General features: G+C 26.2%; 14 protein-coding genes. 10 read left to right on the forward strand and 4 right to left on the reverse strand.

Going from position 1 to position 19153, the window contains the following annotated elements; genetic code table 11:
- Positions 1–322 precede the first annotated feature (322 nt).
- The 4 genes from KXZ80_RS03730 to KXZ80_RS03745 all read left to right on the forward strand — a co-directional run bounded on the left by KXZ80_RS03730 (position 323) and on the right by KXZ80_RS03745 (position 5801).
- A complete protein-coding gene (locus KXZ80_RS03730) occupies positions 323–1033 on the forward strand; it encodes a LytR/AlgR family response regulator transcription factor (RefSeq protein WP_021432137.1) in 711 nt (236 codons plus the stop codon).
- Positions 1027–2457 carry a sensor histidine kinase gene (locus tag KXZ80_RS03735; protein ID WP_021432138.1) on the forward strand — a complete coding sequence of 477 codons (1431 nt, stop codon included), beginning with the start codon at positions 1027–1029 and terminating at the stop codon, positions 2455–2457. Before KXZ80_RS03730 ends, KXZ80_RS03735 begins: the two co-directional genes overlap by 7 nt.
- A gap of 159 nt (positions 2458–2616) precedes the next feature.
- Positions 2617–3279: an ABC transporter ATP-binding protein gene (locus KXZ80_RS03740; protein ID WP_021432139.1), complete on the forward strand. Its 663-nt coding sequence runs from the start codon at positions 2617–2619 to the stop codon at positions 3277–3279.
- A gap of 8 nt (positions 3280–3287) precedes the next feature.
- Positions 3288–5801: an ABC transporter permease gene (locus KXZ80_RS03745; RefSeq protein ID WP_021432140.1), complete on the forward strand. Its 2514-nt coding sequence runs from the start codon at positions 3288–3290 to the stop codon at positions 5799–5801.
- Positions 5802–5836: 35 nt separating this feature from the next.
- On the opposite strand, the gene KXZ80_RS03750 is transcribed toward KXZ80_RS03745, so the two are convergent.
- Together KXZ80_RS03750 and KXZ80_RS03755 are read right to left on the reverse strand one after the other, a co-directional pair.
- Positions 5837–7378, reverse strand: coding sequence for a HAMP domain-containing sensor histidine kinase (locus KXZ80_RS03750; RefSeq protein ID WP_052011300.1), 1542 nt, complete (start codon positions 7376–7378; stop codon positions 5837–5839).
- Entirely contained in the window at positions 7347–8066 is a 720-nt protein-coding gene (locus tag KXZ80_RS03755; protein ID WP_021432142.1) for a response regulator transcription factor, read from the reverse strand. The genes KXZ80_RS03750 and KXZ80_RS03755 overlap by 32 nt, the downstream gene beginning before the upstream one ends.
- Before the next feature lie 215 nt (positions 8067–8281).
- Between KXZ80_RS03755 and KXZ80_RS03760 the strand changes: the two genes are divergently transcribed.
- Complete coding sequence (locus tag KXZ80_RS03760; RefSeq protein ID WP_021432143.1) at positions 8282–10870, forward strand: ABC transporter permease; 2589 nt, start codon at positions 8282–8284, stop codon at positions 10868–10870.
- A 20-nt stretch (positions 10871–10890) separates the two neighbouring features.
- A complete protein-coding gene (locus KXZ80_RS03765; RefSeq protein WP_021432144.1) occupies positions 10891–11556 on the forward strand; it encodes an ABC transporter ATP-binding protein in 666 nt (221 codons plus the stop codon).
- A 192-nt stretch (positions 11557–11748) separates the two neighbouring features.
- Here the strand turns inward: KXZ80_RS03765 and KXZ80_RS03770 are convergent, their stop codons facing one another.
- Positions 11749–12936 carry an SAM-dependent methyltransferase gene (locus tag KXZ80_RS03770; RefSeq protein ID WP_021432145.1) on the reverse strand — a complete coding sequence of 396 codons (1188 nt, stop codon included), beginning with the start codon at positions 12934–12936 and terminating at the stop codon, positions 11749–11751.
- Between the two features lie 142 nt (positions 12937–13078).
- Here KXZ80_RS03770 and KXZ80_RS03775 point away from each other — a divergent pair, with 142 nt between their 5' ends.
- From KXZ80_RS03775 to KXZ80_RS03790, 4 genes are all read left to right on the forward strand, one after another.
- Positions 13079–14467 (forward strand): MATE family efflux transporter, encoded by a 1389-nt coding sequence (locus KXZ80_RS03775; RefSeq protein ID WP_021432146.1) that lies wholly within the window; start codon positions 13079–13081, stop codon positions 14465–14467.
- Positions 14468–14469: 2 nt separating this feature from the next.
- A complete protein-coding gene (locus KXZ80_RS03780) occupies positions 14470–15108 on the forward strand; it encodes a pentapeptide repeat-containing protein (RefSeq protein ID WP_021432147.1) in 639 nt (212 codons plus the stop codon).
- Between the two features lie 100 nt (positions 15109–15208).
- Positions 15209–15898, forward strand: coding sequence for a bacteriorhodopsin (locus tag KXZ80_RS03785; protein ID WP_021432148.1), 690 nt, complete (start codon positions 15209–15211; stop codon positions 15896–15898).
- 352 nt (positions 15899–16250) lie between these two features.
- Positions 16251–16700 carry a YaiI/YqxD family protein gene (locus KXZ80_RS03790; protein ID WP_021432149.1) on the forward strand — a complete coding sequence of 150 codons (450 nt, stop codon included), beginning with the start codon at positions 16251–16253 and terminating at the stop codon, positions 16698–16700.
- Positions 16701–16833: 133 nt separating this feature from the next.
- On the opposite strand, the gene KXZ80_RS03795 is transcribed toward KXZ80_RS03790, so the two are convergent.
- Positions 16834–19002 carry a type IA DNA topoisomerase gene (locus tag KXZ80_RS03795; RefSeq protein ID WP_021432150.1) on the reverse strand — a complete coding sequence of 723 codons (2169 nt, stop codon included), beginning with the start codon at positions 19000–19002 and terminating at the stop codon, positions 16834–16836.
- Positions 19003–19153 lie beyond the last annotated feature (151 nt).

Raw genomic sequence — 19153 nt, forward strand, 5'->3', positions numbered from 1 at the left:
ATGACGTAATTTTATATTACCTCATTTGTTTTTTTGCGCTTAAATAGATTACATTTACGAAAAATTTATGAATAACCTTTGAGACTTAGTTATATCAATATTGAATGTTTTGAGCGCAAAAAAAGTTTTTGAGCAACGGACGAAGTCGTTTGAGTAACGGGACACGAGTTTACCGAGTGGACGTTGACGACATGAAATTTGGACGACATGAGCGAAGCGAATTTTTGCGCTTAAGTAAATTATCTTGAATATAAGTTATGTAAAAATATGGTAATATATATATGGGTTAATTGAAAAGATATATAAGATAGGGGAGATTTTATTGTATAGAATAGTTATTTGTGAAGATGATGAGTCACAAAGAAGTAATTTATATAATTCGATATTTAATATATTCGATGAAATTTCGAATAAGGTTGAGATATTTGAATTTAAATCAGGAGAAGCACTTTTAAGCTCTGAAATTGAAGATATAGATATATTTTTTCTAGATATACAAATGGATGAAATAACAGGTATGGATGTTGCAAAAAAAATTAGAGAAAAAAATAGTGTTTCAGAAATAATTTTTATAACTTCACTAATTGAGTATGTACAAGAGGGGTATAAGGTAAGAGCATACAGATACTTATTAAAGCCGATAGAACATGAAGATCTAAAAGAAAATATTTTAAGCTGCATATCAGATATTATAGGCAAAAGAGATAACTTTATGATTGTAGAGGAAAATGGAAGCAAGCATAAAGTATCTATTAAAAATATTACATATATAGAAATTATAAAAAAAGATATAACAATTCATACCTTAGATAGAGACTACAATATTAAAAATAGGATTAAGAATTTAGAAAAAGAGTTATTAGTACATAATTTTTTTAGATGTCATAAGAGTTATTTAATAAATATGGAGCATGTTGATTTTATAGGAAAAGATAATGTGATGATAAAAAATGAAGAGATACCTGTTAGTAAACATAGAATGAGCAATTTAAAAACTAAATTAACAAACATGTTGGGGTCAATAATATGTTAAAGGAAAATTGTGTTTACTTATTAATTATATTAATATCTTCTTCTATAGAATTAACAACTTTAAATGTAGTATTAAATGAATTTGCAGAATTAAAAAATAATAGAAAAAAAATAGTTACTAATTTAATTATTTTCATTTTATTATTTTCTATGTGCAAAATTATTGCAGTTAGTATAATAGCAGAAGCTAATTGGACGATTAAAGAAGCAGAATTATGGACACCGATAATTAAATCTACAAAAGTATTAATATCTATAATTTTAATTATGGTATTTGTAAAAATTAACTATGAAATGAAATCTATTAAAAGTTTAATTATAAGTATAGGTTATATTTTGTTTTTAGGTTTGCTTAATGAGGGCACATATGCTTTTTTAATATTAATATGTAATCGATTAGAAGGTATGGACTATCTAAATTTAAGTGATTATTGGTATTATACATTCAGATATGCAAAACTAGTTTTTTTAGAAGTAAATATACTAACAAATTTATTGTTGATATATATTGTATCAATAACTAAAGCCTTAAAGTTAAAATTTAGCCTAAATAACACGCAATATAAATATATATTTTTTTCAATAATATTAAATTTATTAAGTGCTATATTAATATTTGCAACAATATATAAAACAACACAATCAATAACAAATTTTGCTTTAGATTTTGTAATTGTATTAATTTCAAGTAGTATACTTGTTTTAAATATATTCTTTATGTGGTTAATAATAAGAGTTATAAAAGATAGCAACTTAAGGGCAGAAAATAAATGCATAAAAGAAAATATACAATTACAGCATCAGTATTATTTGAATATGCAAGAATCTCAAATGAAAGTTAAAAAATTATATCATGATATGAAAAATCATATGATATGTATAGAAAATCTATATGGTAAAAATGAATATGTAGAAAGTATAAATAACCAACTTAAAGAGTGTAATTCTATATTTAATACAAATAATATGATTTTAGATATTATATTAAATGATAAAAAACGTATTTGTGAAAGCAAAGGAATAGATTTGATAGCTAATATAAACTTTAAAGAATGTAATTTTATAGACTCGGCAGATGTATGTAGTATATTTTCAAATATGATAGATAATGCCATAGAAGCTTGTGAAAATATAGAAGATAACAGTATTTCGAAGAAAATTAACATAAAAGGAACTATAGTTAAAGATTTATATATTATAAAATGTGAAAATCCAAAAAATAATATAATTAAATTAAAAAGTGGTAAGATTTTAACCAATAAAAAAGATAAGTTTTTACATGGTATAGGTATAAGTAGTATGAAAAATTCTATAGAAAAATACAATGGAAATTTAGAAGTAAATGATTTAAATACCAGATTTTTAATAAATATTTGTATACCCTTAAAACTTAATGAAAATAATTTATACATAAAAAATGCATAGTGATAAAAGTAATGAAAAAAGAACATCTAAACAATTAGATGTTCTTTTTTTGCCCAGTTATATCTAAAAAATACCCAGTTGTGTCTTTTATATTGTTAAAAGATTAAATAAAATATATATTTTTTATGAAAATACTTATGGGGATTTTAGGAGGTAAATATGTCAATTTTAAAAATAAAAAATTTGAGTAAGGTGTATGGAGAAAATGAAACAGAGGTAAAGGCGTTAAGCCATATAAACTTAGAAATAAACAAAGGGGAGTTTGTTGTAATAGTAGGAAAAAGTGGAAGTGGGAAAAGTACACTTCTTCATATAATGGCAGGACTTGAAACTCCTACACATGGAGATGTAATTATAGAAAATACAAACCTTTCTTCTTTAAATGAAAAAGAAAGATCATTGCTTCGTAAAGAAAAAATAGGATTAATATTTCAATCATACAACTTGATACCAGTTTTAACAGTGGAAGAAAATATAAAATTACCAACTATAAATACAATTAATCAAGATGATGGATACGTAAATGAATTGATGGAGTTACTTAATATAAAAGAAAGAAAAAATCATTTGCAAAATCAATTGTCAGGGGGGCAACAACAAAGGGTTGCAATAGGAAGAGCACTTGTAAATAAGCCTGCTATTATATTTGCAGATGAACCTACGGGAAATTTAGATACAAAAACAGAAAATGAGGTTTTAAATCTTTTAAAAGAATCTCAGAAAAAATATAATCAAACGATAATAATGATAACTCACAATATGGATATTGCAAAGTATGCGGATAAAGTTATAAAAATAGAAGATGGAATTATAAGAGAGTAGGTGAAATTATGAGACTTATAGATATAGTTAAAAGTTATATTATGAAAAATAAGAAAAATTCATTATTAATAATTGTAAGTATTATAATTTCAACTGCGCTTTTTTTAGTAATGAATATAATAAGTGAAGATGCAAGAAATATAATGATAAATCAAGCAAAACAAGAACTAGGGTTAAAAAATGTTTCATATTGGAATCCAACTAACAAGCAGGTAAAAGATATAGAAAATAACTCTAGAGTAGATAAAGTAGGCAAATCTATGCTTTTAGGACTTCATGATATTGGGCATGCTCAGACATTACAAATATTATGGGATGATAAGGTAGCACAAGAAATAAACAAATGTTATGAATTAAAAGAAGGAAAGTTGCCAACAAAGGAAAATGAAATTGCAGTAGATTCATGGTATATAGACCAAAAGAAAATTAAAAATCCAATAGGACAAACAATAAAATTAAATTATATGAAACCTAAAGCAAATGGAAGTACTTTATATACAGGTAAAAAAGATTTCAAGATAGTAGGTATTTTAAAATCAGACTCTATTTTAAAAGAACAAGGCATGTCTATAGGAGCTATAAGTGAAGAGTGTGCTATTAAAAACATACCAGTTAAAGATAAATACGACCAAGTTATGTTAACTTTTAAAAAAGAAAAAAATATACCTAAGCAAGTGGAAAAACTTGTAAAAGAAGAAAACTTAAATAAAGATTATATGAATTTAAACAATAAGTTGATAATAGCAATGTCAGATAGTATGAGCTTAAAAATACCATACATAATAATTAATATGGTTCTAGCATTTACTACAATATTGCTTATATATAACATATTTTATATATTAGTATCAAATAGAACAAAGGATTTTGGCATATTAAGGGCCGTAGGGTTTATACCAAAAGATGTATCAAAAATTATGATATTAGAAATATTTATATACTCTATTATAAGTATCCCAATAGGGTTGTTATTAGGAGAAGTTATATCAAATTTATTTAGAGATTATGTAATAGGAGTAATATATAACATTGATTATGCAAATTCAATAAAAAGTTCAAATTATATGAGTACATATATAATATCAGCATTACTTAGCATATTTACTGTAATAATATCTGTATATAAACCACTTAGACTATGTTCTAAAATAGACCCTATGATTTGTATAAGAAGAAATGATGAAAAAATTAAAATAAATCAAAAATCAATAATAAGTAAATTTATGAACAAATTTTACAAAGATTATGGAAATATAGCATCTAAAAATATACAAAGAAACAAAAAGCGTACGAATGTAGCTATAACATCAATGGTAATAATATTCTTTTTAATGTTTACAGTATATACTAAATCAACTAGCAATTTTTTAGATTCTGGTGGAATGAGACTATGGATACCAGGAGAGTATTCGATACAAAATATTGATCCATCATCTACCATACAAAATGAAAAAAGTTATGATTCAAAAGTATTAAAAGAGATAGAAAATATAGATGGAGTTAAAAAAGTAAATGCATTGAGAGACAAACATTTTAATATAAAAACGGATGATAATAATATAAATAAAAAATCAGAATATTGGAAAATGGAGAAACCTAGGCTTGAAAAAAATGCTGAAATAAAAAGTGGTGCAAAAGTATATAAAAATAATTTTGAGGTTTTAGGCATTGAAGATACAGAATTATTAAATGATGTATTAATAGAAGGAAAAGAGAATTTAAGTAAATTAAATAAAGAGTCATATATATATATAGATAATACAACATGTCAGTCAATTAATATAAAAATGGGAGATAAAGTTAATGTAAATTTTGATGTTGTAGATTCTAAAACAGGAAATTATAAAGAAACAATTTCTAAAGAGTTTATTATAGGAGGTATTATAAAATATTTACCAATATTTTCTCAAGGTGGAGGCACAAGCTTTGGAGCTGTCATGTCAATAAATCAAATGAATAAATTTACAGGGGTTGAATCATATGAAAGATTTGATGTGTGGACTAGTAAGCTTGCAAATGAGAAACACGTTGAGAGTGAATTAAATAAAATAATAGAAAAATCAGGAAAGGGCATTTTGATACCATACAAAAGTGAATCAGCTGGCCTTGAAAAAAGTGATAATCAAAAAGCTATGATTATGACTTTAGTTGTTGGAGTTATAGTTTTACTATCATTATTCAACTGTTGTAATACTATAGTTACTAGCATAAATAGTAGAAGTAGAGAATTTGCATTATTTAGAGGTATAGGAATATCTAAAGATGAAGTGAAAAAAATTGTTGTACTAGAAAGTTGTATATACATTGTAGTAGGTTTTATTATTTCTATAATACCTACCTTGATAGTAAGGTACATAATAATAAAATCTTTTGAAACTATTCAATTAATCAACTTGAAGTTTATAATAGCTGTAATTTTAATATTGATAGTTATAAGTGCGATAATTATAATAACTACATTGAAAACATTAAAAAATGTTCAAGGTGAAGATTTTATAGAACAGATAAAAACTTTAGAATAAATAAAAAATAAGGGGTAGCATTATGCTACCCTTACTTATATATTGCTACATTCTTCAAGTTGAACGCCATCATTTAGTAATTCAAACTTTAAAGTAACTTTAAACAAATCACCATCAATATCTAGATCAAGAGATCCATCTTGCATTTCAACTAAATTTCTAGCAATTGAAAGCCCAAGTCCACTTCCATTTGTGTTTCTTGAAACATCTCCACGAACAAATCTTTCAAGTAGCTCATTAGGTGATATGTTTAATTTATGATTAGATATATTTTTCATAGATATAAAAACATATCCGTAATTCGTATAAACATCAATATATACTCTTGTATTTGGCAAAGAGTATTTTGTTATATTAGTAATCAAGTTATCAAATACCCTAAACATTCTTTTTCCATCTATATTACTAAATACAGGGAAGTCAGGGGTATCAATTATAAAATCAAGATTAGAAGCTTCAATCTTATCGTCAAGCTCAACAATACTTTGTATTAAAAGTTCTTTTATATCTGTTTTTTCAAAATGAAGTTCTATATCACCACTACTTATTTTAGACGCTTCGAATATATCTTCGACAAGGGTTTTAAGTTTAGCAGCTTTTTTATCTAGTATATCTATATAAGTTTTAGTTGTTTGTTCATCTAGTTCATTATTTTTCAAAATATCTATATAGCTGATAATTGAAGTTAATGGAGTTTTTAAGTCATGACTAACATTTGTTATAAGTTCTGTTTTTGTTCTTTCTCCTTTTAATTGACTTTCAAGAGCCTTGTTTAACCCATCGCTTATATTATTTACACTTTGTGCAATAGAGGCTAACTCATCATTACCTATTACATCAAGTTCATGTTCTAAATCACCTTTTTCTATATCTTTAATATTTCTATCTATATATTCTATATAATCGACTTTTTCTTCAAATTTTTTATAAATATAAGCATAGCATATTAAGCAAGGCAAAGTTAGATGAGCAGCTTTAATCAAGGCATCTAGTGAACGAAAGCTAAATAAAATTATAGATATATAATTGAATGTAAATTGAATCAATACAGTTGCAATAAATATAAATGAAATTTTTTTATTTAATGTGTTTTTATTACTCTTAGAAAGAAAGCTGACTAATATTTTAATAGTTATAAATCTAGATTTTATATCATTTTTACTATAATAAATACTAAGTAATGTAATGTAAACGCTCCATAAAATTATCACGTCATTTATAACTGCATCAAATGGAAAAGCCCTAAATGAATAAAGTATAATATAACTTCTAGTAGAATTAAAAAAGCATATAACAATTATTAAGGCTTCAACGGGAGCCCACATGTTTATAAGCCTAACTAATGAATATAGAAATTTAATATTAGAGTTTCTATTAGTTAAATAAACTATTAAAGAAATTAAGGTCGCTCCCAACATAAAAGCAACTAAACTTTTTTGACTCAATGCAAATTCCCTCATACGATGAGTATATAAGTATGATTCAAATAATGTTGATAAAGATATAGAAAGTATAAACAACGATAAAAACTTCAAAAGTGGATTATTAATAAGTAATTTTTTCGATTTTGTAACCAATTCCCCACACCACCTTTAAATATTTAGGATCTTTTGAGTTAATTTCTATCTTTTCTCTAATCCTTCTAATATGAACAGCTACAGTTTTTTCACAATTATAAGCTATTTCAGCCCACACATGTTCATAAATATCTTTAGAAGAAAAAACAATTCCTTTATTTTTAAGCAAAAATTCTAAAATTTTAAATTCAATAGGAGTAACCTTAATATTTTCCCCATCTAAAGTAACTACTTTTGTATCTTTATTAAGGTAAAGCCCACCACTACTTAAAATTGCATTAGCACAACTAGAAATATGTGTATTTTCACCCATTGTATTTAAGTTTATAAATCTTCTGAGTTGAGACTTAACACGAGCTATAAGTTCTAATGGATTAAATGGTTTAGTTATATAATCGTCAGCACCCATGTTTAATCCTAAGATTTTATCCATATCTTGATCTTTTGCAGATAAAAGTATTATAGGAATATTGTTATTTTCTCTGATTTTAAGAGTAGCCTTAAGTCCGTCCATATTTGGCATCATAACATCCATAATAACTAAATCTATATTACTATCTATTAAATTCTCAATAGCTTCCAATCCATCATATGCTTTTAAAATATTAAACCCCTCTGGTTTTAGATAAAATTCAATAGCATCAACTATTTCTCTATCATCATCAACTATTAATATATTTTCACCCATAAAATCACTCCTTCAGAAGTTATTATAACATAGAGTTTTATGCATTAAATCTATAAACACAAGATTAAATTATTAAGAATTTATTACGAAAAGTTGTAATTATTACAATTGAATAAAGAAGTTTATACAATGAAACTAAATTGTCCTTTTTATAAAAAATTTAATGTAGAATTCTCTTGTAGCGATAAAGTAGTTTAATAGAAAGGGGAAGAATTATGAAAAAAAATTTAAACTTAGGAGTTCGATATATGAAAGCCTATAAGGCTAGGTCATTTGCAATTATACTAAGTATCATTTTATCAGTAGGTATGATAGTTGGAGTATTAACTTTAACAAAAACAGAAAAAATGAATGAACTACAAACAATGAAATACAATACGGGAATATATCATACAACATTCAAGGACTTAGATTACAATCAGTTAGAAAAAATTGAAAAATCTAATGATGTAGAAAATGTAGGTGCTTTTAATTTTCATGGAATTACAACAGATAAAGAAAAACAATCTGTAATAATGTTAAATTGTAATGATGATTATATAATATCAAATTCAAAGCTTGAAAAAGGAAGGCTCCCAAAAGAAAAAAATGAAATAGTAGCTGAAGAATGGGTTTTAAAAAACTTAGGAATACAGCCTACATTAAATCAAAATATAAAGCTTAATATTGAAGATATAAACAAAAATGTAAAAGATGAGAAATTTAAGTTAGTAGGAATTATAAAAGATAGACCTACTGAAAAGCAAGTAGCTAAAATGCAAATGTACTTACCTCTTCAGAAGGGAAGTGAACATTTAGAAGTTGGAGTAGCTTTTAATGAGAAAATAGATATACAAAATTACTCTTTAGAACTTGCAAAAAAAGCTAATATAAATAAAGACAATATAGGGATTCAAGAAGATTTTATATCAATTTCAAATGATGCAAACAATATTAGTTTAGATAATATATTGAGTGTATTAGTTATAAGTTTAATATGCGGAATAGTTATATACAGTATTTTTAATATATCTATATATAAAAGATTTAGAGAATATGGAGTATTAAGGGCAATAGGAGCTAGAAATTCAAAGGTATTTAAATTGATATTAAATGAATTAATGACTTTAGGTATTATAGGGATGCCTATAGGGCTTTTAGGAGGATTAGGAGCATCTTTGATAGCCTATAAAAAATCAAGTGAATTAAAAACAAGTATAGCTTTAGATGGAAAAATTATAAATTCACATATGGTGTACCCCGTATTTGAAATAATACTAGCTATATTGTTTATGGTTTTAATATTACTTTTAATATCACTTTTTACATATCGAAAGATAAATAAGTTATCTATTATAGACTCTATAAAAGGTAACAGAAAAGAAAATAGCATAAAAAGAAATAGGGTAAGTGTTAAAGATTTAAGTAAATATATGAAAACATATAAAGCTATATCTTTTAAAAACATATTAAGAAATAAAAAACGATTTATAATGATAGTTTTATCTATGAGTATATGCGGAATTTTATTTATAAACTCAAACTATCGTTTACATTTGTCTCAAGAAGATGATTTCACATCAAATAGAGACAATTACAGCAATTCAGATATGAGAGTAGATGTCTATGGAAGTGAAAATCAAAAAGATGGTTTAAGTAAAAAAGATATAAAACAAATTGAAAAGGTAGAAGGTGTGAAAGAAGTAGTAAAATCTCAAATAATGAATGGAAGAATGGTTATAAAAAAAGGGGATATAGCTAATGAAGGTTATTTTGACTCTATAAATAAATCTATCAGAGGAAATAACCTTTTTAAAGGATATCTTGTAAAAGACAAAATAAATGATGAGTTGATATTAAAACAAAATCTTAGAGGATATGATGAACAAGCTTTGAAAGAATTAAATAATTATTTAGTAGAAGGAAACATAGATATTGACAAAATGAAAAAAGAAGATTTGGCAGTAGTTTATGTTCCTATGGTTACTGAAGAAAAATTTGATGGGGGTGTAAGTTATAATAAGGTTGATAACGGTAAGCCTGTTGCAAATTTAAAGGTAGGTGATACTGTTAAAGTTAAATTTAGAGAAGATGGAGAAAAGTCTGTAGAGGCATGTAGATTAGAAGATACTGATGGTAAGTACATAGAAAAAGAATTTAAAGTAGGAGCAGTAGTTAGCTATCCATTTATGGCAGAAGATACATACACAAGTGATGAGTGTATAGATGTAATAGTAAGTGAAGGTGCATTTTCTAAAGCAACAAATAGTAAAGCTTACCAAGCTATAAATGTAAATTTAAAAGAAGGTGCAAATGACAAAAAGGTTTATGATGAAATACTAAAAACTACTATAAAAGTTAAAGGGGCTATGGCTAGAAATATAATTGAAGAAAAGAGAAATTCTGATGCAATGTATGAAAAATCTAGAGTTTTTAATGCCGCTATAGTAGTAGTGCTATTTGTAATTGCGGTTGTGAATGTAGTAAATAATATAAGCCAAAGCATAGTAGATAGAACTAATGAATTTGGAATGTTAAGAGCAGTAGGACTTAATAATAAAGACTTTAGAAAAATGATAATATTTGAAGGGATTATATATACAGCAATATCTAGTTTAATAATTATATTTGTATCTTTAATTTTAAATAAAACAACATATGACTCGTTTGGAGTGTCAAAGTTTGGGATTGAATTTAGTATAAGATATATAGATTATATATCGATAATAGTAATAAATGCATTAATTGGAGTACTTGCAACTTACTTACCTGCTAAAAAATTAGAAAAAGTAAGTGTAGTTGAAATGATAAATATAAATGAATAAGGATATTGGGAGGATTTAATATGTCAATTTTAGAAACTATAAATTTATCAAAAACTTATGGGAATAAAGAAAGTAAAGTAAACGCATTAAATAATGTTAACATAAATATAGAAAAGGGAGAATTTGTTGCAATAATAGGGCCTAGTGGAAGTGGTAAAAGTACACTTCTTCACTTGCTAGGAGGGCTTGAGAAGATAAGTAGTGGAAGCATAAAAGTAAATGGAAAAGATATTAGTAAGCTAAAAGATATTGAACTAGCAGAATATAGAAGAAAAGAAGTTGGGTTTGTATTTCAACAATACAATTTAATTCCAGTACTAAATGTAGAAGAAAATATAGAACTTCCACTAATGTTAGGTAACGATGATATAGATGAAATATATATAAGTGAACTAATAGATGTTTTAGGGCTTAAAGATAGAAAAAATCATCTGCCTAGTCAATTATCAGGAGGACAACAACAAAGGGTTGCAATAGGAAGGGCATTATCAACAAAGCCAAGTATAATTCTTGCAGATGAGCCTACAGGAAACTTAGACAGTAAAACAACAGATGAAGTAATGGATTTATTAAAGAAATCTATAAGAAAGTTTAAACAAACATTAATAGTTATAACTCATGATATAAATATAGCTAAGAAAGCAGATAGAATAATTAATATAGTAGATGGAACTATAAAAATATAAATAAAAAGCTGTCTCAAAATAAATAGTAAATGAAAATATTACTTTATCATAAGCTATATACTTGAGACAGCTTTTTTAATATGTAATTAATATATAAATATTTATGTTCTTACGTAATATTTAAAAATGTACACATTTCCCACCACAATTGGTTTAAATTATAACAAGAAATTTACTCATTTTTAAATTTAATTAATCTTCGTACATATAAGCTCTAGTCATTTTAATATCGTTGTTAACACCTTTGCTTATTAAAATTTGATGTAAGTCTATTACTCCATTATTGAAGCAAGCAGCACAAGAAGTAAGGTATAAATCCCACATTCTCACAAACTCTTCTCCAAACATTCCTTTTACAGTATCTCTTTCTTTATCAAAGTTTTTATACCACTCAATTAGAGTTCTTGTATAATGTCTTCTTAAACTTTCTACATCTAAAGTATAGAAATCGTATTTAGGGAATATGTCTATAATTTCGCGTAAAGAAGGAATAACTCCACCAGGGAATATATATTTTTTTATCCATGCATCACCAGGAGATTCTGTAAGACCGCTTATATAATGTAATAAGAAAAGACCTTTTGGTTTTAAAACGCTATTAACATTTTTTAAGTATAAATCATAATGTTCACGCCCTACATGTTCAAGCATTCCAACACTAACTATTTTATCAAAAGACATTCCAGAATGTTCAAGATCTCTATAGTCCATTAATTTAACTTCTAAATAATCCTCAAGACCTTCTTCTTTTATTCTTTCTTGGAATTTTTTGTATTGTTCTTCGCTTAAAGTAATACCAGTACCTTTTATTTTATATTTTTTTGCGGCTTCTATAAGAAGATAACCCCATCCACATCCTATATCAAGTAGAGTTTCGCCCTCAGATAACTGTAGTTTCTTTAATATATGATGTATTTTATTCATTTGAGCTTCATAAAGTGTATCAGTTTCGTTTTTGAAATAAGCGCAAGAGTAGCTAAGTGTTTTGTCTAACCAAAGACTGTAAAAGTTATTACCTAGATTGTAATGATAGCAAACTTCAGATTTTTGTTTCTTTTCATTACCAGCTTTTGAAAATATTTTACCAAGCTTAGCAAAGTTAGTGTGGAAATGATCTTTTTGACAACCAAATAAAGTATCGAGAGTAAGTAATAGGTCTCCATCAATGGTAATGTCACCACGCATATAAGCTTCACCTAGAGTTAATGATGTGCTAGTAAGTAAATCTTTTTTACTTAGTGGATTATTGAAACAAACTTTAAAAGAAGGGTTTCCTTCTCCGACTAAAAATTCTTCTCCATCCCAAAGCTTAACCTCAAATGGATTAGTATCAAGCTTTGAAAGAAATTCTTTAATAAATATTTTATCTAGATTATTCATATTAATGTCACCTCTTTAATTTCAATACCCCTAAAATTTGAGAATAAACAAAAAATTTCAAATAAAATTTTAAAATACGACTTGACTGTGGAGTAGCTACATACTTTATATTATTATGAGAGAAAGTTTTTAGGAGGTTAATATGGAAAATTCATTAGCAAGAAGTTTTAAATTTTCATCACTTATAAAGTTCACTATACCATCTATTGTTATGTTGGTGTTTATATCTTTATATACGATTGTAGATGGGGTGTTTGTATCTAGATTTGTAAATACAGATGCATTGTCAGCAGTTAACATAGTATATCCGTTTTTAAATATTGTAATAGCTGTTGCGGTAATGTTAGCTACAGGTGGAAGTGCAGTGATAGCTAAAAAATTAGGAGAAAATAAAAGTAGAGAAGCTAAAGAAAACTTTACTTTAATTGTATTGATAGGATTTATTTTAGGAATTTTAATATCTTTAATAGGATTTATATTTTCTAATAAAATTTTGAATTTATTAGGGTCTACAGATGAGTTGTATAAGTATTGTATAGACTATTTTTCTGCGCTTCTTATATTTGCGCCAGCATTTATAGTCAACTTATTATTTCAATATCTAACAATAACAGCAGGAAAGCCAAAAGTAGGGCTTACTTTGACTATAATTGGTGGTCTTACTAATATGATTTTAGATTATATATTTATAGTTCCAATGAATATGGGAATATCTGGAGCAGCTATTGCAACTGGTATGGGAAATTTAATACCAGCAGTACTTGGAACTATATATTTTATGAAAAAGAAATCTATTATTCATTTTGTAAAACCAAGATTTGATTTAAAGGTAATATTAAAAGCGTGTTCTAATGGTTCTTCAGAGATGGTTACAAATCTTTCAACTGGAGTAACTACTATGTTATTTAATTTAGCAATGATGAAATTATTAGGAGCAGATGGAGTAGCAGCTATAACTATAGTTTTATATGGAGAATTTTTAATAAATTCTGCATATATAGGATTTTCTTCTGGAGTTGCGCCAATTATAAGTTATAATTATGGTAATGATAATAAATCAGAACTTAAAAAAATAATTAAGTACAGTATAAGATTTATATTAATGAGTTCAGTTACTTTATTTATAATTGCAATATTATTTGCTCCAAATATAGTAGGAATATTCTCGCCTAAAGGAACTAGTGTGTTTGATATAGGATATAAAGGTTTTTCACTTTTCTCACTAAGTTTTTTATTTACGGGAATAAATATTTTCTCATCAGCTATGTTTACAGCATTTTCAAATGGGAAAATATCAGCAGCTGTATCATTCTTAAGAACATTTGTATTTATAATATCAGGAATATTAATTTTACCTAGATTTTTAGGTGTAAATGGAGTATGGCTTGCAGTACCAATAGCAGAAGTTTTATCTATGATAATTTCTGTGACTTTTATATATAGATATAGAAATGTTTATGGATATGGAAAAGAAACTGAAACTCATAAAGAAAATAAAGAAAAGTCATATAAAGATATAAAGGAGTTTTAGATATGAAAAATAAAATACAAGAGCCAAAAATAAGCAATAATTTGGGGATACCAACGAATGTAATTGATGAAATTTTTGAAGAGGAATACTTAGAAAATAAAATAATTGAAAATACTACAATATCAGGTATTTATGAAGTTAGGCTTAGTTTGAATTCTTGTATATTTAAAAATGTGGAATTTGAAAGTTGCGATTTTAGAAAAATTGATATAACTGATGTGATATTTGAAAATTGTAATTTATCGAATATTAATTTTGATGATAGTGGTATTTATCGAACTAAATTTGTAAATTGCAAGTTGACCGGAACGTTGTTTGAAGATGCGATTTTAAAAGATGTTGAATTTAAAGATTGTTTAGGTAGATATTCTAATTTTTCATTTTCAAAATTTAAGGGAGTTTTAATTACAGATTCAGATTTTCAAAATGCAGTTTTCCAAGAAGTACAAAATAATAAACTAATATTAAATTCTTCAGATTTAAATAGTTCTATATTTAGTGGAACTCAATTGAATGGGGTTGACTTTACGACTTCTAGTATAGACGGTTGTGAAGTTAAACTAAATGATCTAAGTGGAGCTACATTTTCGGTTGCACAAACTTTAGAGTTAGCTAAACTAATGGGGATAATAATAAAATAGAAAAAATAGGCTGGTTATAAATATTTAGTAAACTTAATCAGTCTATTTTTTGTTAATTTGGTAAAGATAGGATTATAAGTAAAAATGAAAGGATATTAAAATGAAGCACGAAATTATATTGATAAATTGGGCATGTATATTCCTTATGTTAGTAGGAATGCTTATGATAATATTTATGAGAAAAAAGATAGATTATGTTCCTAAGAAATTTTATAATTTAAGTTTTTATGCGTTATTAATCTCAGTATCTTTATATATCATTAAAGCTATTTTTATGAACATACATCCAAGTAGGAGTTTTTACATGATAATTATATATTTAGATTGGTTGATTATAACTCCTATGCTAATTAATATATTAGGATCAATTGGAATGTATTATGATCATAAAAACAAGAAGCTTGTATTAGGTATAATTTTTGTATATTTGATTATGGCAATTAGCTTTATAACTTCAAACAATACAACTGGCTTTACAAATGGTATTACACTTTTGATTAGTTGTGTGTTTTTTATTATAAACTTCTGGCTAATTTGGGGACCTTTAGAAAATATAGCTAGTCTTCAAGGGTGTTACGAATATAAATTATATAAACTATTAGCTTTGTTTACTACAATAATTTGGATAGGATATCCTGCATTATGGGGAATAGGGCCTAGGGTTTTAGATATAATAAATCATAAATTATATATATATTTTAGAATAATAATTCCTACTATATATAAGTTAGGATTTATATTTATAGCATTACATGGAGTGAAAAAGGTAAATAAAATTAAACAGCATTAAAAAATTATAATTTAAGTTTAACGTTTCATTTTAATTTGTCATAAAATAAAATTTTTATAAAAAATATTTTTTTTAATATGGAATTTGGTAAAAATCTGTAGTACTATGTATACATAGACAACAAGATTAGACAAAAAACAACTAGAAAACAATAGGAATTGACATAAATATTAAAGCGGGTGTTCATTCTCCCAATGACACCCTTATAACCTTTAGATGAAATACTATCCCCCCATAAATAGTATTTTAAACCTAATACCCACCCATTTAAAAGACTGTATCGGAAACAGTCTTTTTTTTTTCGATTATTTTAGTTTATAATTAAGTGAAGTCAAATGATTAGGAGAATGATATGAAAATTTTAATAGATGCAGATGGATGCCCTGTTGTTGATATAACTATAGAAGTTGCGAAAAAACTTGGAATAGAAGTAATACTAATGTGTGATACTTCTCATATATTTAATAAGCAAGGTATAGAAACTATAATTTTATCTAAAGGGGCAGACTCTGTAGATTTTGCATTAGTAAACAAGGTTAAGAAAGGTGATATAGTAGTAACTCAAGATTATGGACTTGCGGCTATGGTTTTAGCTAAATCAGGTAATCCAATAAATCAAAATGGTAAGCTTTATACAAGTGAAAATATTGATCAATTATTATTTACAAGACACATATCTAAAAAAGCTAGAAATGCAGGTTCCAGAATGAAAGGACCTAAAAAAAGACAAAAAGAAGATGATATAAACTTTAAAGATAACTTAATTAAATTAATCAACAATCTTAACAATTCATCCATGTAAAAGAAAAAGAGAAGTAAATTATTTCTGAATAAGCGAAGTATACAACATATGTATTGACGAAACACTTCCGTACAAAGTACGTCGTGTAAAGGAAATACATATGTTGTATACTAAGCCAATAAACAGAGTTAATTTACTTCTCTTTTTCTTTTTCTTTATCGTTCTCAAATTCCATATCCCAAGAGAAATACCCATTATCTTTTTTAGTATATTTTAAAATAGCATCAAATTTATTTCCACTTTTGCTAGTCAAACCTTTAACTTTAGCAGAGCCACTTTTTAAAATACTTTTTACCATAGTTTTATTAGGTTTTTTCTTTAAAGCTAATAAGAATTTATCACTATTCCAAATTCCAAATTTACATTCTTTATAATTGGTGCAAATATAACCTTTAGAACATTCAACCACGTCATTTTGACAGACTGGACATTTTCCAAAGCTTTCTTGTTTTGCTCCATCATTAGAGAAAGTTCCCTTAGAATATCTTTTGGTTTTAGGATTATAGCTATAAACTTCAGTACTAATATTTTTATTACTATCATTTTTTATAGCCTCAACTCCATTTACTATGAAGTTCATTATATTTGTAAGGTACTCACTTCTAGTGAACTCTCCTCTTTGAATATCACTTAAGCTTTTTTCAAGTTTACCAGTGTAATCAACATCTAGTAAATCCTTTAAAGGGAATATTTCAACTAAGTTTTTACCTAAATCAGTAATATAATAAGATTTACCTTTTTTATTTACATAGCCCACTTCTGAAATTTTCTTTAAAACTTCAGCACGAGTAGCAGAAGTACCTATTGAGTAACCTGATAAAACTGCTGTATCCTCATCAGATACATTTTTACCGCAGTTTTTCATAGCTTTAAGCAGCGTATCTTCTGTATAAGATTTAGGAGGTGTAGTTTGTTTTGTTAATATATCCATTTTAACAACATCTACAACTTCATCTTTGTTAACAAACGGCAGTAAATCATCTTTTTCTTCTTTATTATATACTTCTAAGTATCCTTTAACTTTAAGAACTTTACCTTTTGTTAAAAATTTATGGTCATCCACGAAAGTATGAATTTCAGTGTTTTCATATTCAGCAGGAGGCATGAAGTTAGCTACAAATCTATCTTTTATAGCATTATATACAATTTCTTCATCAGGAGTTAGCTTATTAGGAATTATGTAAGTTGGCATAATGGCACTATGGCTATCAACTTTTGAAGAATCAAAAACTCTTTTACTTTTAGTAAATTTAATTTTATCTGCATAAGGAAGTCCAACTTTAAGTTTTTCTAAAGTTTGAGATGCCTTACCAGCTAAGCTTTCTTCTAAGTATATAGAATCAGTTCTTGGATATGTTATATATCCACCTTTTCCCTTACCTTCATATAAAGACTGACACACTTTCAATACTTTATCAGAAGTAAAGCTAGAGTATTTAGAAGTTATGTAACCTTGAAGAGATGTTAAACTAAATAACTTAGGAGCATACTCTTTAGATGTTGTAACTTTCTTATCTTTAACAATACCAGTAGGGGATGTTATACTATCGATTACTTTGTTAGCATCATCCATACTATCGAATTTTGATTCTTTTCCTTTTATATACTTACCTTTATATTTACCATTAGTACAACTGAAGTTTCCTTCTATTTCATAATATGTTTTAGGAATAAAATTAGCTATTTCCATATCTCTATCGTAAACTAACTTTACAGTTGGAAGTATAACTCTACCAATATTTAATAGCTTTCCATTTCCGTATTTTAAAGTAGTCATTGATGTAAAATTAATTCCAATTAGCCAATCAGTTACTAGTCTTGTATAGCCTGCAGCTTGTAGATTTCTCATCTGTTCATCTGTTTTTAAAGTTGAAAGGCCTCTTTTAATATCTTCAGGAGTCCATTCATTTACTAGTATTCTTTTTATAGGCTTTTTATTTTTAGCTGTTAGAAAAATCAAAAAAGCTATCAGTTCACCTTCACGGTCATTATCTGTAGCATTTATAATTTCTTCAACATCGTCTCTATGAATTAACGATTTTACTATATTAAATTGCTTAGATTTAGACCCGTCAACTTTGAATCTAAATTTATCAGGTATAAAAGGAAAGTTTTCACTTTTCCAAGATCCTGCATAAGACTTATCGTAATCTTTAACATCATACAAAGATACTAAATGACCTACAGCATAAGTAACTATATAGCCATTTCCTTCAAAATATCCATCACGTTTAGTTTTAGCACCTAAAAATGAGGCTATTGTTTTAGCAACAGAGGGTTTTTCTGCTAATATTAGTTTCATATTTAAAACCTCCTTAATAAAACCTATTAAATATATTAGCACATAAAAAGAAGTAACTTCAAGAAAACTATAAAAATTATATGTATAAAGAAAAAAGTAAAAAATCCGTATATAATGAATTGACATATAACTAGGTAATAATTGGGAAGTC

Origin of the sequence: Paraclostridium bifermentans, from assembly GCF_019916025.1 — a bacterium.
Lineage (GTDB): Bacteria > Bacillota > Clostridia > Peptostreptococcales > Peptostreptococcaceae > Paraclostridium > Paraclostridium bifermentans.